Raw genomic sequence first — 20,229 nt, forward strand, 5'->3', positions numbered from 1 at the left:
AAGGCTGTTGAGACAGGCGATTAGAATTTATGGGCTAATCTGCTTTAATATGGCGAGTAGCCCTTTTTTAAATTGAGAATTAGGGTTGTTAAAGTTAATAATGTTGGATTTACGAAACATATCACTACTGTAATTTTTAATGCTGTAATGAATACTGAAAATTCCTCAGTGATACTTATTCAAACAAGATGTAATAATAAGCGTGATGAAAAATGAGGTTAAATTAGGCCATATAAAAATGCGGCATTAGCCTGGATGTAACATATTGATTATAGCTATCATATTTATAGGTAAAAATAATCCTATTATTTTTCACAACTTACCTTGCTCCAAGCCCCCCTTTGGGTTCTATAAAAAAACGGCCACCCATGCTATCATTTACAGTAATTATCATTAATTAATTTAATGAAACGTTATTATTTTAGTTACATCTTTAAATATAGGTGAGTTAATTTTATGGGTTTACGTTATTTTTACCGAAATAGCCTGCGGCTCTTCGCCAGAAAGTTAGTGGGCAACTATCGTAAAAGTGATCGATCTCATAAGCATTCCGGTAATGTTCAACTGATTAATTTGCATTTGGAATCACTGCTTAATGCCGCAACTCAGGTAGCGATTATCACGACCGATCTGGATAATCGTATCCAGATTTTCAACGCTGGCGCAGAAAAGATGTTTGGCTATAAAAAGGAAGACGTTTTAGGCAAATTAGCGACGGAAGTTATCTATGTTGACTCCAATAAAGTCGAGCAAAGCTGCGTAAGAAATCTGTTGAAGAACCAACCTGAATCAAGCGAATGGCTTTATCGGCGCAAAGACGGTGACGCTTTTTGGGGAGATTTAAGCATACACGTTATTAATAATGAGTATAACGAGCCCATTGGTTATGTCAGCCTGATCTCCGATATTTCAGAGCGTAAAGAGCTATTGCTAAAGCTGGAAAATAGCAAAAGAATAATGGATAAGTTGACGCGAAATATCCCGGCGATGATTTATGCTTATCATCTCAGCGAAACTGGGGAGTCTTATTTCAAGTATTGTAGTGATGGTATCCATAAAGTATTCGGGTTGTCCCCTGAGCAGGTGACAAATATTCCGAGACAAAATAATCCGATATTCTCGCTGATTCATCCTGAAGATATGACCATGCTGCAAGAAGAAGTCGTGGTTTCACGCCGTGATTTATCGGTTTGGCGCTGTGATTTTAGAGTCATATTGCCGGATAGAGGAATGCGCTGGCTTCACGGCGAATCTTTTCCTACTCGCCATGATGACGGATCGACGATGTGGTATGGTTCGTTTTTCGATATAACCGAACTAAAACAGTCTGAATCTATTTTAAAAGCCTTAGCGCAGACGGATGTGCTGACCGGCGTTTCCAACCGTCGTCATTTCGATGAGGTTTACCATCAAACCTGGGAGGTCTGTCGAGTATCCGAAGAGTCTCTTTCCGTACTAATGATCGATTTTGATAATTTCAAAAGCTTTAACGATCAGTATGGTCATGCTCGCGGGGATATTTGTTTAAAACTGGTGGTGGAGACTTTGTCTTCTTCCATCAGAGAAAATACCGATATGATTGCTCGCTACGGCGGAGAGGAATTCATCGTTCTGCTATCGCCAAGCACCCATGAAGAAGCGCTTCTCGTTGCTGAACGGATGCGCGATTCTATTGAGCGGTTGGATATTCCTCATGCAATGTCGCCAAAAGGCAAGGTGACGATCAGCATCGGCGTGGCGACAATGGTTCCGATGAAGAATGGATTATCCGCCAGCGATGTGTCGGATATTGCAGATAAAGCGTTGTATCGGGCAAAACAGGCGGGTAAAAATCGGGTAGAGGCCGTGTCGCTCTGAGGTTAGCTGAAAATGCGAAACGGCTGAGAGAAAATATCGGTTTGTTTGACGGAAATAAATGGCAGAGCAACAGGGCGTGCTCTGCCCGTGGTATTAATCAGGATCCTGAGCGGCGCGCAGACGTTCCTGCTCTTCGGCAATGACCGCCTTAATTTCTTCCAGCACGGATTCGACATCTGCTGCCTGAGTACTTTCTGCAAACACGCCGGTTAGCTGAGTGTCAGGACGAAGTTTGCCATCTTCATACAGTGCCCACATTTCTTTGGCATATTTTCGCCCTAATAACTCAGGCGCATACTGCCCGTAATAGTGGGTCATGTTAGCCACATCACGTTCCAGCATAGATTTGGCATGGTTATTGGCAGCGGCGTTAACGACCTGTGGCAGATCGATGATCACCGGGCCTTCCGCATCCATTAACACGTTGAATTCAGATAAATCGCCATGAACTAACCCAGCGCACAACATACGGACCACGGATTGAATGATCAGTGCGTGATCGTGCACCGCCTGCTCAGGCGTGAGAGGGACGTCGCTGAGGCGCGGCGCGGCTAAACCGTTTTCATCGGTTACCAACTCCATCAACAATACGCCGTCCAGACAGGCATAAGGTTGAGGAACGCGTACACCGGCGTTGGCTAGCACATACAGAGCGTCAACCTCGGCGGTTTGCCAAGTTTCTTCTTGCTGCTTACGGCCAAACTTCGAGCCTTTTGCCATCGCTCTGGCATCGCGACTGTTTCTGACTTTGCGACCTTCCTGATACTGTACGGCCTGCTTGAAGCTGCGGTTTTCGGCTTCTTTATAAACTTTGGCGCAGCGAATATCAGAGCCGCAGCGAACGACATAGACGTCGGCTTCTTTACCACTTTTCAAACGGCGGATGACTTCATCAACCAAGCCGTCATCAACCAAGGGTTGGATTCGTTTTGGAATTTTCATGGCGTCCTTTTACCCTATTTAAGCCCGCGATGGAATGGCTTTGGTCGAATTTTCCTCCAGTTTACCACCCGCCATCTACCGCAGGTGGTATTTAGGGGATCAGGCCGCGTTAAATTGTGCATTGTGCAATCGGGCATAGGCACCTTGCTGTTCTAAAAGCTCCTGATGATTGCCTTGTTCAACAATGCCTTCTTTGTCTACCACGATGATTCGGTCGGCGTTTTGAATGGTGGCCAGACGGTGGGCAATCACTAACGTGGTACGACCACGAGATAGCTCAATCAGCGCTTGCTGAATTGCTTGTTCAGTGGCGGTATCCAGTGCCGAAGTTGCTTCATCCAAAATCAGAATCGGCGGATTTTTTAGGAAGATTCGCGCAATGGAAAGACGCTGCTTTTGGCCGCCAGATAGCTTGACGCCGCGTTCACCTACCAACGTGTCCAGCCCTTCGGGCAGGGCATTGATGAGTTCATCCAGCTTGGCCTGTTGGGCCGCGAGCATAATTTCGTCATCGTTGGCATCCAGTTTCCCATAGGCAATATTTTCGCGAATGGTTCCGCCAAACAGGAAGACATCTTGCTGAACAATACCAATATTATTACGCAAGGATTGTTGCGTCATCGTTTTGATATCTATGCCATCAATGGTTATCAGACCCGAATCTATCTCGTAGAAACGTGGCAGCAGAGAGCATAGGGTCGTTTTACCTGCGCCAGATGGCCCAACGAAAGCTACGGTTTCTCCTGCGTGAATATGCAGATTCAAGTCGGTAAAAATAGGACTTTGTGGCGTATAGCCGAAAGTGACGTTGCTATAACAGATATCGCCTTTTAAATGGCCCACCGGCTGTGCATCTGGGCTGTCCTGAATATCGGGCGCGGTATCAATCAACTGGGTAAAACGTTTAAAACCGGCAATCCCTTTCGGGTAGCTTTCTAATACCGAGGTGATTTTAGCCACCGGCCGGAAGAAGACTTCTACTAGTAGCAAGAATCCGACGAAACCGCCGTAGCTCAATTGCCCCTGAATGACGTACCAGGTGCCGAAAACCATCACGATTAACTGAACCAAACGAGTACTCAGATAACTGAGGGTCATGCTGGTGGTCATAATGCGGTAAGCGCGTAGCTTGGTGGTACGGTAGTTTTCGTTATCTTTAGCAAACAGTTTCTTTTCGTGAGACTCATTTGCAAAAGCCTTCACCACGCGAATTCCGCCGATGCTTTCTTCGATTCGCGCATTAAAGTTACCTACCTGTCCAAATAGTTTTCGCCATGTATCCGTCATTTGCGAACCATAGCGGCTGACCATGTAAGTCATACAGGGCACGATAACAATGGTGATGAGAGCCAGAGGCAAATGCACCATTGCCATCAGGATAAAGGCCCCGATAAAGGTCATGATTGCGATAAACAGATCTTCCGGACCGTGGTGTGCTATTTCACCGACTTCTTCTAGATCTTTAGTGACATGGGTAATGATATGGCCAGTTTTTGTATTGTCATAATAGCGGAAAGACAGTTTTTGCAGGTGGCTAAACGCTTGTCGCCGCATATCGGTTTCTATACCAACGCCCAGCGCATGACCCCAATAGTTAACGACGGCCATCAAAGCAGTATTCAGCAAATAAATTAAGAGTAAGCCGGTTGCAGCCCATAGAATCAATGACCAGTTCTGGTCTGGAAGCAGTTTATCAATGAAGGTTTTGACTGCCATAGGGAAGCCCAACTCCAGCAAACCGGCTAGAATAGCGCAACCAAAATCGAGGAGGAAAAGCCCTTTATACGGCGCGTAGTAAGTGAAAAAACGGCGGAGCATCAATGCTTCCTTAAAGTCGGAGAAAGATAAATGGGCGAGTTAGTGAATAAATGGCCCATTACCAGTTCGCAGCATAATAAATTTAAATGATTATTAATAGCATCGGTTCCCACAGAAGGCAGGTCAGACGAAAAGAGTGAGGCTGGATATGATCGCCGGGCAGACGAATCTGGGGGAATGTTGCTGAAAGTGGGGGAATACTGACGCGTAACCCGATATTATCGTGATGGTTACGCGATGGAATCATTAAGCTAAACTGTAAACAATAAATAGAATAAAAATGCTTATTTGCTTCCCACCCAGCTGTAAGGTTCGAGCTCTACGTTCAACGGCGGCTGGGCTAAGTTATTGGCAAAATTAGCCAGCGTTGCTAGGCTTACGCCGAAAATGACTTCCAACGCATTCTCCATACTGTATCCGGCTTGTAAAAATGCCTGGTATTCAGGCTCAGAGACATTTCCCCGGCTACGTATAATTGCCCGCGTAAATGCGGCAATCGCGTTTAAACGATCGTCAGCTAAATTATCGCCCTGACGTAAAGCTTGAGCAATATCTGGCGCAAGCAAATCGTTTCTATCAATAACCGCACAGTGTCCAGCAACGCAAAAATGGCATTCATGAGCCGTAGCTGAAGCTAATTTAACCACTTCGCGTTCACTTTGATTCAGGCTTGCGCTTCCATTTACTGCTGACATTTTAGTATAGGCATTCAATACCTTGGGCGCATGGGCCAAAACGCCAAATAAATTGGGAATAAACCCCAGTTCATTATTTACATGTTCAAAAATAGGGCGATTTTCTCGGCTGACGGTTTTAATGGTATAGGGCGTTAGGCGATTCATTATTGGCCTCCTGTCGTTTTTTAGATCTACTATTTTTCACATCTATTAATAGTAGATGAAGAATGCCTGTTCCCTTTTTAAATAAACCATATAAAGCATTTTTTCGGTGCTTTTCGTTATGAAGCTATTAGCTTATTAAAAGTCACCTTCCGTGATTGAATTTTGTCGGAGAAACTGTTTATTGGGATAAAGTGCAAATTAGATGACCATCGTCACGCATTGGCCCATTTTTATCCGTTGCACATTCTGACGATTATTGAGTATTGTTAATAGCTAATAATCAGGATATGAATAATGAAACTAGAATTAACCGCTGCACCCAAACCTGAAGATATTGAGGCCATTAGTGACGGTTTAAGCGTTTTTAATCGACGCTTTGTTGGTGCGCAACGCAGAAATCCACTGGCGGTATTTATTACTGATGACAGTGGCAAAAACCAGGGTGGATTGACTGGTTATACCTTAGGCCTATGGCTAAATATTGAAATGCTGTGGGTCTCCGATAGTGTGAGGCATTCTGGGATGGGCACCAGATTGATTCAAATGGCTGAAGAAGAAGCGATTAAACGAGGTTGTCAGTTTTCTCAGGTTGATACTTTTAGCTTTCAGGCGCGACCATTTTATGAAAAACAGGGCTATCAGTTACAAATGGCGTTAAAGAATTATCTGGATACCCATCATCGCTATTATCTCACTAAATCATTGTCGATTAGTCAGAGTAAATCGGTTGAGTGATCGAAATACGTTTTTGGCGTAATGAACGTGCCGACAGGGATCAAAACGATAACCATAACCATTGTGCTTCATCAGAACTTAAAGGTTATATAAGGTAAGTGATCCTGTCGGCATTAGGGTGAGATGCCGCTATTTTATCAATAGCCATGTTTGTTCGATAAGTCGTAATGCTGATTCTTAGCTAATTTAAGACTGAGGCGGCGTTTTTTCTATCATATGGAAATCGCGTAGAGCAACGTAGGGGTCCCAATATTCTTTAACGTGTTTTAATTGACCATCGGGTGAAACAGTCACGATACTGATAAAGTTCTGGTGATAAGGCTTTTTAGGACTTTTCGACTTTTTATCTTCGGATGTGGCGGAACGAATAAAACCTGAGCTGCTGTATTCGAACACATAGACTCCCGGTTTATCTGTCGCTAATTGGGTCCAGGTTTGAGGTTTGGAATAACGTAAGTCCTCCAGATAGGCACTTATTTTAGTGAAATATGCCGTCATAGCTTCGCGGCCTTTTGAACCTCGTGAAAACATCGGGAAATCATCCACCGGCGCATAAACCAATTCGAACTCTCCGGCTGGCGTAAAATATTTTGCAACGTTATCCGGTTGTTCTGACCAGCGATTCAGGCTTTGCCAAAAGAAAATGGCAACATCTTCAGTACTGTAGCCTGGGAGCAAATAGTATTTACCCTCTTTACTCACAATATGATCTGACAGTTGCTGTGCGGCCAGCGTGGTAGAACTGACTGATATTGCTGCGAAGATCAAGAAACATTTTATTAGCTTGCTCATGAGAAACCTCACTATTTTATTTAAACAGCCAGATGCTGCATTTTTATTACGGCTTTAATCGTGCTGCCAGACTGAGAATCGGCCATGGCCTGATTAATTTGATCCAGGCCGTAAAAACGTACCAATTTGTCGACAGGGAAACGACCTTGTTGAAATAGACAAGCCAATCGAGGAATAAATGACATCGGTGCGGCATCACCCATAATTGAACCTCGAACCAAACGACCACGTAATAGATGCATGATATTTAATGGTAAAGTGGCATTTTGTGCGACTACGCCGGTCAGGACGCATTGACCATTCTCTGCCAAAGCCGCAATTGCGCTTTCCATCACTGCCGGGCTACCTGCAGCCTCCACCACGTAGTCTACTCCTCGGCCATCGGTTAGCTCCTGAAGCAGCGTTGGGAGGCTATTTCGCGAGCGATCCTCTGAGGAATCGATACTGTGAGTGGCGCCAAGGCTTTTTGCCAGCGTCAACCGATGGGCTTTGATATCCACGGCGATAATTGTAGTACAGCCCGCTAAAACAGCGGCCATGACAGCGGCAAGCCCAACGGCTCCCATCCCGAAAATAGCTATCGAGGAACCCGCCTCAGGTTTCAGGCTATTTAAGACGGCACCGGCACCGGTCATCATCCCGCACGCCAGCGGCCCCAGATATTCCAGAGGAATGGTTTTATCCACGGGCACCACGCTGCGGACATTTACCGTGGCATAATTGGCAAATGACGATTGGCCAAAAAAATGGCTATGAATAGCTTCTCCACTCGTGGGATCCTGCAGAGAAACCGATTCATCGCTGCGTCTGGCGTGCCAGTTAAGTGGCCAGTGCTCACGGCAATAGGTCGGTAAACCGATATGGCATTTTTCACATTCTCCGCAGGAAGCCAGCGAAAGTACGACGTGGTCGCCCGGTTGGATATGCTGAACACCAGAGCCGACGCGTTCAACAATGCCAGCACCTTCATGACCTAAAACCGCAGGCAGAGGCACATTTATCAATTGTTGGTGCGATGCAATATCGGTATGGCATAGGCCTGTTGCAATAATTTTTACCAGAACCTCATTATCTCGCGGTTCCTCCAACCTTAATTGGCGGATCTGGAGCAAAGGGTTATTCTCAACGCTAACGGCTGCATAAATATTCATAGAGGTATTCCTAGGTCATCAGTATCTGATCAGAATTTTTCCACGTATGCCACCTTGGCGTATTTGCTCCAACGCGGCAGGGACCTGCTCTAAACCTATAGTTCGGTCAACCACGACCTGCAGCGTGTTGTTCGCCAGTTTCTCCATTAGCAGGCGTAGGTCCGATAGTTCGGGTTTCATCTCCAGATTCACCAAGCGAATATGTTGGGACATCTTGAGTGACGCAGAACCTATGGTACTAATTGCGGTACCCTGTGGCTTTAGCAGCGGAAGAAGCTGAGCAAAGGCATCTGGAGGGCTTGCAAGATCGATAATTCCGTCAATTCCTTGGGTGTAGCGTAGTAAAACTTGAGTGTTAACCGACCCCTTATGGCGATCGATAACATTGCAAGCACCGAGTTTATGTAACAAAGTTGTTGCCTCTGTAGCGGCGACAGCGATGACCTTGTAGCCGGCCTGAGCGGCAAACTGAATTGTAAAAGTGCCAACTCCACCGCTGGCTCCAACCAGAAGTACGCGGCTCCCGAAGGGAAGATTCAATGAGTTAACGGCCTGCCAGGCGGTCATTGCGGCAATCGGTAACGCTGAGGCCTGAACCAAATCGATAAGATTATTAACACGCAATAACGTCGCATCTTCCTGAATCACCTGGTATTCGGCAAAACTCCCGTGACCAATCTGTTGATGTAAAAAGTTGCCGATAACCGCATCGCCGACCAAAAACTTTGTCACGCCTTCGCCAACGGCTTCGACAATACCCGAGCCTTCCGCCCCTAAAATCAACGGAAAATGATGGGGCATTTTGCCATCCAGAAATCCTGTGGCAACGCGCCAATCTATGGGATTGAGACTAGCGGCTACCATTCGCAGCAGGATTTCACCTGCGCCAGGGGTGGGTTTATCTAGCGTGGCTAGTTTTGGTGTGTCAGAAAATGAATCAATCATGACCGCTTCCATAGCGCTCTCCTTTCGACTGTGACGAAGTTCTTTATGGTAAATGAGTATATTTGCTGGCTAATCGTGGCAGAAGAGGGGTAAATAGGAAGAACTGTCTCGATTTTAGGATAATGAAATGCAGAAACTGATGAATCTGGATTTGAACGATCTGTATTACTTCACTTGTGTCGCGGAGTTTGGCGGTTTTAGCGCCGCCAGTCGCGCTTTGGGTATTTCCAAATCCAGACTCAGCGCTCGCGTGTTAACGTTAGAAAAAAATCTTGGCGTATTGCTGTTTCAACGCACAACCCGACAGGTGCAGTTAACCGAAATTGGGCAAAACATTCTGGAAAACTGCAAAGCGCTGGTCGCAGAAGCTGAAGTGGTGCAAGGCGTAGTTTCCAATTCGCGGGCCGAGGTGGCGGGGTTGGTACGGGTCAGTTGCCCGCCGCTAGCTGCAAGACTACTGTTAGCGCCTTATCTCTCCGACTTTTTGCAGCAATACCCCAAGGTTAGGGTTCAATTGGTCACTTCAGATCAACGTTTCGATCCCATTAGCGATAATCTGGATGTATTAATTCGTCTGCGCTCTGCATCGCAAATGGACGAAGGATTGGTCTCGCGCGTGCTGGGTCACAGCCAGCGTATTCTGGTCGCCTCACCTGATTATCTCGCTCAGGCAGGTGATTTGAAGGTTCCAGAAGACCTGACCAAACACCAAACTTTAAGCCTGATTGATTCAGCGTCGGTACAACAATGGTCGCTCATTGGCCCGGATGACAAGTCGGAGAATATTCAGGTTCAACCTCGACTAATGTGCATGGAGTGGAGCGTCATGCTACAAGGCGTTTGTCAGGGATTAGGCATTGCTTTTGTGCCCGACATTGCCTGCCAAAAAGAAATTGCCAGCGGAGCTTTGGTGCGTGTATTACCGCAATGGGCATCAAATCCACTAGTGATGCATGCCGTATTTCCTACCCGACGAGGAATGCTGTTATCGGTGCGCGTATTTTTGGACTTTCTGATTGCCACTATTCCTAGGGCGCTTTCAACTGATAAGTAAGTTGTGAGGTTGCGTCGTGCGCTCTTTGACGTTACTGATATAGTTAATGATGAGGGTTCTATCAATTACGGTAGCCAGCCTTAATGCAGGTATATCTATATGTCAGCGTCGTCAATTAAAAAGCTATCTCTGTGGTCGTTAACGTCTTTGGTAGTAGGATCAATGATCGGGGCAGGTATTTTTTCGCTTCCGGCGACGTTTGGCCGAGCTACCGGCGGTTTAGGGGCAATTATTGCCTGGGTGATTGCCGGTGGCGGGATGTTAACGCTGGCCTTCGTGTTTCAAACATTGGCGCAGCGTAAGCCTGAACTGGATTCTGGCGTATATATTTATGCGCAAAAAGGTTTTGGTGATTACGCCGGATTTGCTTCCGCGATGGGTTTTTGGGCTGGGGCTTGTATTGGCAGCGTGTCCTATTTTGTACTGATAAAATCAACGCTGGGGGCTTTTTTCCCTTTGTTTGGCGATGGTAATACGCTATCGGCGGTGTTAATTGCTTCCTTAATCCTCTGGAGCTTTCATTTTATGGTGCTGCGAGGAGTGAAAGAGGCCGCCACCATTAATACCATTGCGACGTTCGCTAAAGTCATTCCTATCTTTATTTTTGTTGTGGTGCTGATTTTCGCCTTTAACAGCGATATTTTTATGCAGAATTTCTGGGGCGCGCCAGTGACGTCAATTACAGCAGATATCAGCCATTGGGATGATTACGGTTATGTCGGCCACGCGGCCACGGAAATAGACGCGTCTTCAACCTCATTATTTTCTCAAATACGCAGCACTATGTTAGTCACGGTATTTGTTTTTGTGGGAATAGAGGGAGCCAGTGTGTATTCGCGCTATGCCAAAGAACGCAGGCACGTAGGTATTGCCACCGTGCTTGGTTTTATCGGCGTACTGTGTTTATTAGTTTTGGTCACGATGTTGTCATACGGCGTGTTACTGCGCCCCGATTTAGCCAGTTTAAGGCAGCCATCAATGGCGGGCGTGCTGGAGCATATTGTTGGCCGCTGGGGCGCTATTTTTATTAGTATTGGTTTAATTATCTCGGTGATGGGAGCTTACCTTTCATGGACGTTGCTGGCTGCCGAAGCGCTGTATTCCGCAGCTAAAAGTCATATTATGCCAAAAATCTTTACCACGGAAAATAAGCATGGCGTGCCATCTGCGGCTGTGTGGATGTCGAATATTTTTATTCAATTTTTCTTAATTGTCACCCTATTCACAGAATATGCGTTCCAGTTAGCTTTAGAGTTAACCAGTTCTCTGGTGCTAATTCCTTACCTGTTGGTTGCGGCCTATGGCTTAAAACTGGCATGGCGTGGGGAAACCTATGAAAAGGATAGTCGGGAGCATAAAAAAGACTTTTTGATTGCCGCTATAGCTACGTTGTACGCCATTTTGATGGTTTATGCCGGTGGATTGAAATATGTATTACTGTCGGCCGTTATCTATGGACCGGGTACTTTATTGTTTATTTTGGCCAAGAGAGAGCAGCATCACCCGGTATTTACAGCCGTTGAGAAGGTTTTATTTGCCGTAGCCATTGCCGCAGCGGCGGGCGCAGTTTATGGATTGGTGACCGGTGCCATCAATATATAAATACAGGGCGCAAAATCTAAGATACTGCTACGTGGAGCATAGTGGTTTTTCTCGCTGCTATATCGCCTTTAGCAACTGTCCGTTATAACGACAGCCTCTGGGTGCGTTTGGAGCCTGAGTGTCACACGCATATAGCGATAGGAGAACCGCGGAATGTGTCAGATATCAACGGATAAACCGGCGCTGGGTATAGAGCTTATTCAGGATTTTTTTGTCCCACCAGAGTCTCTGGCGCAGGGGATTTCGGGGGGAAGTTGAACGTTCTCTTTACGCTCGCTTTGCTTTGGCGGTTACCTGAGCGTGCGGCCAACTGCGTTTGCAAGAGTCATCACCGATTGTGCTACCGTCGCTAATCTAGTGGATGTATCTGTATTACCTGAATTTCGCGGTCCAGGTTATAGTAAACTGCTGCTCAGTGAGGTGTTTTTTCATCCGGATTTGCAGGGGCTGCGCCGTTTTACTTTGGCTATGGCAGAGACCCATGGACTTTATGCTTAATTCGGGTTTACGGCACTGAGTTTGCCGCAGACTTTTATGCAACGTTACTCTCCCAATATTCATCGAGGGGAGCTCGCAGAGAATGGTTTGGAATGAGGAACGCATTCGCACTTAATCGGCGAGTTATGAAGAGTGAATGCATTACCATTATTAATGAGTTCCATTGTGCGCTGAATTTCGTTCCGGCAGGGGCTTGATCTGTCACCTAGACTACGACAGGATCTGTGACCATTAGGTGGTCAGCACCCGCGGGTCAATGAAAGAGGTCGTTACCACTTAAATAAAAAATGGCTGGTGAATAATACACCGGTAGGTGCTTTCTTGAAAAAACAACGAAACTCTGTCCCCACGGGTGATTACACGGGTGGAATAGGGGATGCGCAGTTTGCACTTGTCGTGTTGTTGGCGACTTCTGCGGCATTAGTGGTTGTAACGTTGGCTGTGATTTTATGGATAGTCTGAGCAATTGTTGAGTGATGGAGGATGTGTGGATAAGAGTTTGTTTGATGATAATAAAGTTATTGCCTTAGTAGGATTATTAACAGCGGCATTAATTGCCGTCAGCGTGATGTTTACTCTGACTTATATGACGGAACGCCAGCGCAATGAGGCCAAAGTTGTAGATATCCAAAACTGTTATATTCAAAACAAATAACCCCGTTTAGATGCCCGATCCATATAGCCGTTTTCTGAAGGCTGGGCTAACACCATTTCAGGGAGAATTACGCCTGTTTTTGATGGACGGTGTGTAGCGGCGGGGCAATTTTCAAATCAATGTCGGCATTTTGTCGAAAATCGTAGGGTGTAATGCCGTAACGCTTCCTGAACATATAGGTAAAGTGTGACTGCGAACCAAAACCAAAATCCAAAGCAATATCAAAAATAGGAGTGTCACTGCTTCTCAGTTGATAAACCGCGCCTGCCAGTCTTCTTTCCCGGATATATTTACCCAGAGAAATACGGGTCACTTCCTTGAATATTTTTTGCATATGCCACAGCGAATAGCCTGAGTAAGCCGCCAGCTCCTCAAGGTGGATGACTCTACCGAGGTGAGTTTCAACCCATTGGCTGAGGGCGCAGACTAACGAGAGATGGTTTTCTTGTTGCATTATTTAGTCTGTTCCGAAGATAAGTAGTGATGCAGTATACACAAGTTAAATCCAACAAGACAAAATCAGGGCATCTTCCTGATTAGCATATATGATTAAATGGCACGATTAAGTAAAAAATGTATCAGCTGCGAGAGTAAAAGGAGTAGTGTCGTTTGTGGGGGGATTTCCCCTGAGGGATTTGTTCATTCCCGTAAGAAAAAATCAAAATTGATGAGGTGATCGCATGTTGATAACGGTGATTATGACTCTGATAGCGGTAGTTGGTGTTGCGGTGTTTCTCATGATGCCAGTGATGATTTTGGATAAAGGCAAACGTGTTGGAGGTGATGAACTGTGAGAATAGGATTACTGTGATGATTTTCTTCTTCGAACCAGGCGAACTACTCATCTAGCGCCTGGTTTTTTTATGCTTTCCTTTTTATCCATCGTCAGTCTAAGGCATCCCTTTCGCAACAATGCTATTGATTTTGAGCAACCGCACGCAGGCTTAAACGCTGCGTCAAATATCCCGCTTCGAACTAATCTCAAAGGTTAACCGTGGTTAAACCCATCCAGATTATTCTGATGACGACACCCAGAATAAAGAAAAGTTGCTGCGGGCATGATATTCTTTGCTTATTGAGCAGCAAACTAGGAATTTTATTGTGTCTGAGATTTTAACAAACGATCAAGAATTGGTATCCGATCTGGTTGCCTGTCAGTTAGTCATCAAACAAATCCTTGATGTTATTGACGTTATCGCACCTACCGAAGTGCGCGATAAAATGTCTCATCAACTCAAATCCATTGATTTCTCTACCCATCCCGCAGGTGCCGATCCGGTGACTAAACGGGCAATTGAGAAAGCAATCGCGCTTATTGACCTGAAATTCACTCAAAACTGAAATAACAACCCGCAGTCTATGCGGGCTGTTAGACAATTACTCAATCACCGAGGTGGTTTTTTTCAGTAACGGGCAGTCGGTGATGCCGATAAAACCATTATCGCCATTCAGAAATTGTGCAGTAACAATACTTCTGGCTGTGAGGTACTTACACTGTAGGCCTAATCCAGCGGCGTTCTTTTCGCTGCCGATAAGGACACCATAGCCTGAAAAAAGCAGGGCCAGGTAAGCGACCAGCAAAATGAGTGCGAGTCTGAAAAGGGTCATAAAGCGCTCCATAAATTGAGATGTACTCAATCTGTTACAAGGTTGAACACAACTCTAGCTGAAAGATTAAGGTAAGTTTACGCTAAAAATCCTAAACTTGCGGAGTAGGACAAGGCGTTTAACCTGAAAAATAACATCCGTAGCCCTGGCAGGCAGAGTGATACAGAGACTGACCGTTCGGCTATGAGACTCGTTGATGCTCGCTGAAGTATAATTTATCAAAATAATTAAAAGGTGCCTGATGTGAACATTAAGAAACTTGTTGCAACGGTGGTACTGATAGCCGTTTGTTGCTTGTTTTATCTATTAGCGTTAGACAGTTACTGCGATCAAGGCGGTAATTTCTCTAATGGGATTTGTTCGATTACCTCTGTTGTCCCTTGGTAATGTTGAACTGCGAGAACGGGACAACAGAGGCATAATTATTGCCCGCTGCCGTCTTTCCTCTGAACAAGTGCACTAGGTTTCAGTATTAGTTTGTTTTCTGAACGCGCCATCGGGCACGGCGCAGTGATAAGATAGCGTTCTAGTCTCGCATGTAATAGGGTTGTCAATGTACGAAACAGGTATGGGCGCACTGAATATCGCCTCAATTGGATTCTCATCGCTGGTGGTCGTGTTCTTTTTGGTCGTCTGGTTCTTTTTAAGCCGAGCCAGCGTCCGCGCCAATGAGCAAATTCGATTGCTTCAGGAAATTGCTGAGCAGCAAAAACAACAAATTGAGTTACTCAATACGTTAGTGCGTAAGACCTCGGGAGACGGCAAGGATTTACCGGATGGTGATACGGTAGATGTGCTGGATTTTAAAGGCTTCATTCCTGAGCGTTAATGCTGTGAAGGCACTGTGACTGGGTTGCAGTGCCTGCCCGATGTGTTTGTTTTACTCCTTTTTTGTATTATCCCCCTCGCGACAAAACAATCTGTTTCGGCATTATTGTTTCTTCCATTTATACATTATTAGCTTTAATCTTAAACCGACGCTGATTGTCATAAATGTGTCTTATTCTTCCCCTAATGTAGCCGGAATATTCCAGTCCAAGGGTAAACCTAGATGATTAAATGGTATGAAGAAAGCGACACCGAAGTGAACCGAAATATTGCACTGTTGACCGGAGAGGATCCGGACAAATGGTACCCTTACGGCGGTGTAAAAGGTAAAGACTATTGCAAGAATCCCTCCGATGCCTGGCCGATTATCTGCGCCAATAAAATAGGCATTCACTCTCCTGATAATGGCAACGATAACCACTGGCAGGCGCGTATCGCCACAAGCCAAGGGGAATGGCTAGCCCGTAGCAGCAGCCCATTACGGGCGGCAATGATCTGTTTTTTATTGAGTCAAGATACTGAGAAAACCCTACTGTAGTTATCGAGTAAACCCACCAGAAAATCGGGTTGGGTGGTATGCGTTATCCATATTTTAGCCAATCATTTTCCGATGGAGCTGATCATGAAACGTATTATTAAAGGTGATATGAATTTATCCCACCTCGTTATTGCTCATACGGCGATTGATCGCCACCAACAGTCCTATGGCGATCGTCGTCAAGGCTGGCCCTCAACTTATCTCATCCGTTATAAAAATAATCGGGTCGCCGTTGAAGTTGTCACTCGTCGGCAGTCTTATGTTGCCACATTAATGATAGGTGCGCGTAATCTGAGTCGATTGTGCAATATTCCTTCGCTTCATCCTTAATTAATTGTATCAGTCACATCTTTGCCGTGGTTGATACTCAAACATCAATGGCATTGATATAACGAATTTTGCCGCCGGGGTTATCATCAATTTCAGACGGATAAACCCCAATTTCCCCCGCAATGAAATGCCTTAATCCTTGATGCTACCGGGTTTAAATGTTAAAAAGCCGCGCGGCTTCATTTACGGACAGTCAATTTTCTCGTTTAACAGGAGGAAATTGCGGCAGAGGATACAATGCAAGAGCAGTTACAAGATTCGACCCTAAAACGAGGGTTAAAAAACAGACATATTCAGCTGATTGCGCTAGGTGGCGCGATTGGTACCGGTCTGTTCCTGGGCATAGCGCAAACGATTCAAATGGCTGGGCCTTCGGTTATTTTAGGCTATGCCATTGGCGGGATTATTGCCTTTTTAATTATGCGTCAATTGGGTGAAATGGTCGTTGAAGAGCCGGTTGCCGGTTCATTTAGCCATTTTGCCTATAAATATTGGGGCGATTTTGCAGGCTTCCTGTCTGGCTGGAATTATTGGGCAATGTTCATTTTGGTGGGCATGGCTGAGCTAACGGCAGTGGGTATCTATATCCAATATTGGTGGCCGGAAATACCCACTTGGGTTTCTGCCGCAGTATTTTTTGTCGTAATCAATGCTATAAATTTAATCAACGTTCGAATGTATGGTGAAACCGAGTTCTGGTTTGCCATTATCAAAGTTGCCGCCATCATCGGAATGATTGTATTTGGCGCTTATCTGCTGGCCTCGGGCTCCGGTGGGGCGGGTGCATCCGTCACTAACCTCTGGGCACATGGCGGTTTTATGCCACATGGCATCAGCGGCCTGATTATGGCGATGGCGGTCATTATGTTTTCTTTCGGCGGGTTGGAAATGGTCGGTATTACCGCCGCTGAAGCTGAAGATCCGCGTCGCAGTATTCCTAAGGCGACAAATCAGGTGGTTTACCGGATTTTAATCTTCTACATCGGTTCTCTGTCGGTATTGCTTTCCCTGTATCCTTGGATAAAAGTGGTTGAGGGTGGCAGCCCATTTGTCATGATCTTCCATGCGTTAGACAGCAATTTGGTTGCCACTATTCTTAACGTGGTGGTACTGACTGCTGCCCTTTCGGTCTATAACAGTGGCGTTTATTGTAATAGCCGCATGTTATTTGGACTGGCAACACAAGGTAATGCACCCAAAATATTGACCAAGGTGAATCAGCGCGGCGTACCGGTGTTATCAATCGCTTTGTCTGCTTTGGCTACCTCCGCAGGCGTATTAATTAACTACATCATGCCTGGGAAAGCATTTTCTTTATTGATGGCGCTGGTGGTGTCGACCCTGGTGATTAACTGGGTCATGATCTGCCTAGCGCATTTAAAATTCCGCGCCGCTAAAGTGCGTGAAGGCGTAGAGCCAAGCTTTAAGGCGTTGTGGTATCCGTATGGTAATTATCTGTGCCTAGTGTTCCTCAGCCTGATCCTAGTAATTATGTATATGACCGAAGGTATCCGTATTTCCGTGCAGTTAATGCCTATTTGGCTTGGCGTGCTGTGGATCGGTTTTATACTGACCCGACGGAAGAAAGCCGAGGCTTAAGATGAAACCGGAAGTTTGGGTTTATTTTCCCATGTCTGCCGTGTGAATGTTTTGAAGCCTGACATAAAGCCCGCTCATTAGCGGGCTTTTTTTTGTGCGAAGTCGATAAATGGACGGTGCTGAATGCCCTTCAACGCTTTGTCACGCGGATAGGAAATAGAGACAAAGAAAGGCAACGGGAGAGGAAGAAAAGGCGTTAGAGGCGGTGCAGGAGGCTATTCCCCCTCCTTAATTTTCGATTAATTAAGGAGGAGTAAAGAATATTTTGCCGAGTATGGGGGCTAATAAGTCAGTGCACTGAGTTAGTGCGCCGCGATTTGAGAATTATTCCTGATAACGGCGTAGTTATCCATTAATAAATCTGGGGCAAATCGGTTGGAGATATTACGCCGCAACGGGAAGTATTATCTCCATATAATCAAATATGATTAGAACTGCCAACGAAGCCAGGCGAACAATACGTTACCGTTATTATAAGTCCCCGGAATGTAGGTGGCTTGCAGCGAGAGCTTATTATATTCGACGGAAACCAGCGGTAAAGGCAATGGCATCGGAATGTAATAGTACTCATGGCGCGCAGTGACGCTAAGAGTAAAGCCTGCGCCGAAACGCCACCCGTCCATTGCTCCCGGAATCCACATCTTCTGAAAGCCATAACCAATAATAGGCTCAACTTTATTGTGTGAATCCATAAAGGCCATGGCATACAGAGAGTGCCAGTCGTTATCTTCATCGTAACGATATTTGCCAAAGCCAAAGCCCCACGGATTCTCGTTATAAGAGTCTGTCTTTTCTTTGTCGTAGGTCCAGCGGTTATGCCATGTCAGCACAGGTAGGTAGAATTCACGCCCCGGCGCATCCCAGGTCCGCGAGACATTGCCCTTAAAACGCTCCCACAGACCGCCATCGTCAGCTTTAATGACATTAAGTTGATTGGCTACCGGTAATGATTCGCTGTATGCCGGAAAGGCTACAGACAACAGACTCGGCGCAAGGAGAGCAGCACCTATCGCTGCGACTTTATATTTCATAATGGAATCTCTGGTATCGATAAGTTGAAAAGGGGAGTTTCTGCCCCTTGCGCCTATCAAAGGTAAAACAAATTTTGCCGATTAGTTATTATTGAAAATAATCCGACTATTGGTCGTTTGTGATTACTTTCATAGGTGTCTTTATAGCTAATTTAATTAAGGTGTAAAATACATCGGGCTTTAAATAAAGGCGGGTATTGTACTGAAAAAAATGCTGATGAAAAGGAAGAAATATCCTATTTACCCGTTTCATTTAGCTAAGGTATAAGAATTGCTCGGTTTTTCAGGTGAGTTTACTTGATTAAATTAGCTCGATTTATGTGTATTTATGCCCCTGGTGATAACTTATTTGATTGCACCATAATGGTGCGCGTCTATTTTGAATAAATAGAATAATAAATTTACGTTAATGATTGAATGCTCGATTTCGATTAAATAGATTTCGATATCTTATTTATTATTTACATTTGTCTGTTTAAATAAATATATTTGTAGCCATTTATACATCGTAAGGTTTTTTGTGAAAACATGCGGTTTTTAGCTGTTATCGTCATCTTATTGTCATCAGCATGAGATTTCGCCAACCTGAGCATAAGTAAGGACTTAATCAACTAAAAGTTGAAGATTTCAACCAGGAGTGAGGTATGGAGGGGCTGACGGATGGCAGAGCAGACATATTCTATTTTTATATATCAAAGACCAATAGGCTTTATTAAAACAGATTTATTCCGCGTGACGTGGATAGAAAACCGACAACGCTTATGGCGTAATCGGTATTATAAAAATAGTTAGCAAGATTGTTAAAATTAAGCAAAAAAACGGGTCAAACAGTATAAAAAAATAGAGCAGAAAATACGATGACCTTCAACAAATTTCAGCATATTTAAGCAGTGTTTGTGATCGACTGGCCCAAATATGTGCGACAAGTACATCGTTGATTAAAAATGGCTTGCCAACGAATTCAGAGTATGTGATAACGCATATGGGTAAAACGAGGTACAGTTCTGTATATGTGTGGCATTTTCAGTAAAGAAGTTCTGAGTAAAGACGTTAGCGTTGAATACCGCTTCTCTGCCGATCCTTATCTTAGTGCCTCAAGCAGTAACGACTCTAGTTTGTCTATGTAACGCCTCCGGGCGAGTTAAACAATCCAAAGGAAATACTCAAGATGGCTAAGATTAAAGGTCAAGTTAAGTGGTTCAACGAGTCTAAAGGTTTCGGTTTCATCACTCCAGCTGACGGCAGCAAAGACGTGTTCGTACACTTCTCTGCAATCCAGGGTAACGGTTTCAAAACCCTGGGCGAAGGCCAGAACGTAGAGTTCGAAATCCAAGACGGTCAGAAAGGTCCGTCTGCAGTAAACGTTACTGCAATCTAATTCAGCTCTAGCTGAAAAAAACCCGC

22 protein-coding genes are annotated in these 20,229 nt (G+C 45.2%); 13 read left to right on the forward strand and 9 right to left on the reverse strand.

Features of this window, described 5'->3' with window-relative positions; translation table 11 throughout:
- Positions 1-456: 456 nt before the first annotated feature.
- Positions 457-1,857 (forward strand): sensor domain-containing diguanylate cyclase, encoded by a 1,401-nt coding sequence (locus AD970_RS14320; protein ID WP_049600397.1) that lies wholly within the window; start codon positions 457-459, stop codon positions 1,855-1,857.
- A 93-nt stretch (positions 1,858-1,950) separates the two neighbouring features.
- Here the strand turns inward: AD970_RS14320 and AD970_RS14325 are convergent, their stop codons facing one another.
- The 3 genes from AD970_RS14325 to AD970_RS14335 form a co-directional block, all read right to left on the reverse strand.
- Positions 1,951-2,799, reverse strand: coding sequence for a PA4780 family RIO1-like protein kinase (locus tag AD970_RS14325; protein ID WP_049600400.1), 849 nt, complete (start codon positions 2,797-2,799; stop codon positions 1,951-1,953).
- 99 nt (positions 2,800-2,898) lie between these two features.
- Complete coding sequence (locus tag AD970_RS14330) at positions 2,899-4,617, reverse strand: ABC transporter ATP-binding protein (protein WP_049600403.1); 1,719 nt, start codon at positions 4,615-4,617, stop codon at positions 2,899-2,901.
- 284 nt (positions 4,618-4,901) lie between these two features.
- Positions 4,902-5,459, reverse strand: a complete 558-nt coding sequence (locus tag AD970_RS14335; protein WP_049600404.1) for a carboxymuconolactone decarboxylase family protein — start codon at positions 5,457-5,459, stop codon at positions 4,902-4,904.
- Positions 5,460-5,753: 294 nt separating this feature from the next.
- Here AD970_RS14335 and AD970_RS14340 point away from each other — a divergent pair, with 294 nt between their 5' ends.
- Positions 5,754-6,194 (forward strand): GNAT family N-acetyltransferase, encoded by a 441-nt coding sequence (locus AD970_RS14340; protein ID WP_049600407.1) that lies wholly within the window; start codon positions 5,754-5,756, stop codon positions 6,192-6,194.
- 186 nt (positions 6,195-6,380) lie between these two features.
- Here AD970_RS14340 and AD970_RS14345 read toward each other — a convergent pair whose 3' ends face one another.
- From AD970_RS14345 to AD970_RS14355, 3 genes are read right to left on the reverse strand one after another with little or no spacing between them, the layout of a single operon-like run.
- Complete coding sequence (locus tag AD970_RS14345; protein ID WP_235786940.1) at positions 6,381-6,986, reverse strand: nuclear transport factor 2 family protein; 606 nt, start codon at positions 6,984-6,986, stop codon at positions 6,381-6,383.
- A gap of 20 nt (positions 6,987-7,006) precedes the next feature.
- Positions 7,007-8,137: an NAD(P)-dependent alcohol dehydrogenase gene (locus AD970_RS14350; RefSeq protein WP_049600410.1), complete on the reverse strand. Its 1,131-nt coding sequence runs from the start codon at positions 8,135-8,137 to the stop codon at positions 7,007-7,009.
- A gap of 18 nt (positions 8,138-8,155) precedes the next feature.
- Positions 8,156-9,094, reverse strand: coding sequence for an NADP-dependent oxidoreductase (locus AD970_RS14355; protein ID WP_049600413.1), 939 nt, complete (start codon positions 9,092-9,094; stop codon positions 8,156-8,158).
- Positions 9,095-9,209: 115 nt separating this feature from the next.
- Between AD970_RS14355 and AD970_RS14360 the strand changes: the two genes are divergently transcribed.
- From AD970_RS14360 to AD970_RS19915, 3 genes are all read left to right on the forward strand, one after another.
- Positions 9,210-10,136 (forward strand): LysR family transcriptional regulator, encoded by a 927-nt coding sequence (locus tag AD970_RS14360; RefSeq protein WP_049600417.1) that lies wholly within the window; start codon positions 9,210-9,212, stop codon positions 10,134-10,136.
- A 99-nt stretch (positions 10,137-10,235) separates the two neighbouring features.
- A complete protein-coding gene (locus tag AD970_RS14365) occupies positions 10,236-11,738 on the forward strand; it encodes a basic amino acid/polyamine antiporter (RefSeq protein ID WP_049600419.1) in 1,503 nt (500 codons plus the stop codon).
- A 985-nt stretch (positions 11,739-12,723) separates the two neighbouring features.
- Positions 12,724-12,891: a hypothetical protein gene (locus tag AD970_RS19915; protein ID WP_049600422.1), complete on the forward strand. Its 168-nt coding sequence runs from the start codon at positions 12,724-12,726 to the stop codon at positions 12,889-12,891.
- Between the two features lie 67 nt (positions 12,892-12,958).
- Here AD970_RS19915 and AD970_RS14380 read toward each other — a convergent pair whose 3' ends face one another.
- Complete coding sequence (locus AD970_RS14380; protein ID WP_049600424.1) at positions 12,959-13,345, reverse strand: helix-turn-helix domain-containing protein; 387 nt, start codon at positions 13,343-13,345, stop codon at positions 12,959-12,961.
- A gap of 647 nt (positions 13,346-13,992) precedes the next feature.
- On the opposite strand from AD970_RS14380, the gene AD970_RS14390 reads away from it, so the two are divergent.
- A complete protein-coding gene (locus AD970_RS14390) occupies positions 13,993-14,232 on the forward strand; it encodes a DUF2766 family protein (RefSeq protein WP_049600431.1) in 240 nt (79 codons plus the stop codon).
- A 36-nt stretch (positions 14,233-14,268) separates the two neighbouring features.
- Here the strand turns inward: AD970_RS14390 and AD970_RS14395 are convergent, their stop codons facing one another.
- A complete protein-coding gene (locus tag AD970_RS14395) occupies positions 14,269-14,499 on the reverse strand; it encodes a YobH family protein (RefSeq protein ID WP_049600433.1) in 231 nt (76 codons plus the stop codon).
- Between the two features lie 243 nt (positions 14,500-14,742).
- Between AD970_RS14395 and AD970_RS18985 the strand changes: the two genes are divergently transcribed.
- From AD970_RS18985 to AD970_RS14415, 5 genes are all read left to right on the forward strand, one after another.
- Positions 14,743-14,886, forward strand: a complete 144-nt coding sequence (locus AD970_RS18985; RefSeq protein ID WP_072080660.1) for a PhoP/PhoQ regulator MgrB — start codon at positions 14,743-14,745, stop codon at positions 14,884-14,886.
- A 166-nt stretch (positions 14,887-15,052) separates the two neighbouring features.
- Entirely contained in the window at positions 15,053-15,328 is a 276-nt protein-coding gene (locus AD970_RS14400) for a YebO family protein (protein WP_049600437.1), read from the forward strand.
- 222 nt (positions 15,329-15,550) lie between these two features.
- A complete protein-coding gene (locus AD970_RS14405; RefSeq protein WP_049600439.1) occupies positions 15,551-15,865 on the forward strand; it encodes a phage protein NinX family protein in 315 nt (104 codons plus the stop codon).
- An 84-nt stretch (positions 15,866-15,949) separates the two neighbouring features.
- Complete coding sequence (locus AD970_RS14410) at positions 15,950-16,195, forward strand: DUF4060 family protein (RefSeq protein WP_049600441.1); 246 nt, start codon at positions 15,950-15,952, stop codon at positions 16,193-16,195.
- 237 nt (positions 16,196-16,432) lie between these two features.
- Positions 16,433-17,794 (forward strand): amino acid permease, encoded by a 1,362-nt coding sequence (locus tag AD970_RS14415; RefSeq protein ID WP_049600443.1) that lies wholly within the window; start codon positions 16,433-16,435, stop codon positions 17,792-17,794.
- 428 nt (positions 17,795-18,222) lie between these two features.
- Here AD970_RS14415 and pagP read toward each other — a convergent pair whose 3' ends face one another.
- Positions 18,223-18,825: a lipid IV(A) palmitoyltransferase PagP gene (gene pagP / locus AD970_RS14420; RefSeq protein ID WP_053215277.1), complete on the reverse strand. Its 603-nt coding sequence runs from the start codon at positions 18,823-18,825 to the stop codon at positions 18,223-18,225.
- Positions 18,826-19,835: 1,010 nt separating this feature from the next.
- On the opposite strand from pagP, the gene AD970_RS18990 reads away from it, so the two are divergent.
- Together AD970_RS18990 and cspE are read left to right on the forward strand one after the other, a co-directional pair.
- On the forward strand, positions 19,836-19,952 hold the full coding sequence (locus AD970_RS18990) for a DUF2627 domain-containing protein (RefSeq protein WP_002211058.1): 117 nt from the start codon (positions 19,836-19,838) through the stop codon (positions 19,950-19,952).
- Positions 19,953-19,993: 41 nt separating this feature from the next.
- On the forward strand, positions 19,994-20,203 hold the full coding sequence (gene cspE, locus AD970_RS14425) for a transcription antiterminator/RNA stability regulator CspE (RefSeq protein ID WP_038243301.1): 210 nt from the start codon (positions 19,994-19,996) through the stop codon (positions 20,201-20,203).
- Positions 20,204-20,229: the final 26 nt, after the last annotated feature.

This window comes from Yersinia nurmii (genome assembly GCF_001112925.1).
GTDB lineage: Bacteria > Pseudomonadota > Gammaproteobacteria > Enterobacterales > Enterobacteriaceae > Yersinia > Yersinia nurmii.

Bases quoted from the DNA above. Each gene is read 5' to 3' on its own strand.
- AD970_RS18990 (WP_002211058.1), top strand. From the start codon at position 19,836: ATGTGTGGCATTTTCAGTAAAGAAGTTCTGAGTAAAGACGTTAGCGTT.
- AD970_RS14360 (WP_049600417.1), top strand. From the start codon at position 9,210: ATGCAGAAACTGATGAATCTGGATTTGAACGATCTGTATTACTTCACT.
- AD970_RS14335 (WP_049600404.1), bottom strand. From the start codon at position 5,459: ATGAATCGCCTAACGCCCTATACCATTAAAACCGTCAGCCGAGAAAAT.
- AD970_RS14400 (WP_049600437.1), top strand. From the start codon at position 15,053: ATGTACGAAACAGGTATGGGCGCACTGAATATCGCCTCAATTGGATTC.
- AD970_RS14330 (WP_049600403.1), bottom strand. From the start codon at position 4,617: ATGCTCCGCCGTTTTTTCACTTACTACGCGCCGTATAAAGGGCTTTTC.
- AD970_RS14365 (WP_049600419.1), top strand. From the start codon at position 10,236: ATGTCAGCGTCGTCAATTAAAAAGCTATCTCTGTGGTCGTTAACGTCT.
- AD970_RS14345 (WP_235786940.1), bottom strand. From the start codon at position 6,986: ATGAGCAAGCTAATAAAATGTTTCTTGATCTTCGCAGCAATATCAGTC.
- AD970_RS14320 (WP_049600397.1), top strand. From the start codon at position 457: ATGGGTTTACGTTATTTTTACCGAAATAGCCTGCGGCTCTTCGCCAGA.
- AD970_RS14405 (WP_049600439.1), top strand. From the start codon at position 15,551: ATGATTAAATGGTATGAAGAAAGCGACACCGAAGTGAACCGAAATATT.
- AD970_RS14355 (WP_049600413.1), bottom strand. From the start codon at position 9,094: ATGGAAGCGGTCATGATTGATTCATTTTCTGACACACCAAAACTAGCC.
- AD970_RS14350 (WP_049600410.1), bottom strand. From the start codon at position 8,137: ATGAATATTTATGCAGCCGTTAGCGTTGAGAATAACCCTTTGCTCCAG.
- AD970_RS14410 (WP_049600441.1), top strand. From the start codon at position 15,950: ATGAAACGTATTATTAAAGGTGATATGAATTTATCCCACCTCGTTATT.
- AD970_RS14395 (WP_049600433.1), bottom strand. From the start codon at position 14,499: ATGACCCTTTTCAGACTCGCACTCATTTTGCTGGTCGCTTACCTGGCC.
- AD970_RS14415 (WP_049600443.1), top strand. From the start codon at position 16,433: ATGCAAGAGCAGTTACAAGATTCGACCCTAAAACGAGGGTTAAAAAAC.
- AD970_RS14340 (WP_049600407.1), top strand. From the start codon at position 5,754: ATGAAACTAGAATTAACCGCTGCACCCAAACCTGAAGATATTGAGGCC.
- AD970_RS14325 (WP_049600400.1), bottom strand. From the start codon at position 2,799: ATGAAAATTCCAAAACGAATCCAACCCTTGGTTGATGACGGCTTGGTT.
- cspE (WP_038243301.1), top strand. From the start codon at position 19,994: ATGGCTAAGATTAAAGGTCAAGTTAAGTGGTTCAACGAGTCTAAAGGT.
- AD970_RS14380 (WP_049600424.1), bottom strand. From the start codon at position 13,345: ATGCAACAAGAAAACCATCTCTCGTTAGTCTGCGCCCTCAGCCAATGG.
- pagP (WP_053215277.1), bottom strand. From the start codon at position 18,825: ATGAAATATAAAGTCGCAGCGATAGGTGCTGCTCTCCTTGCGCCGAGT.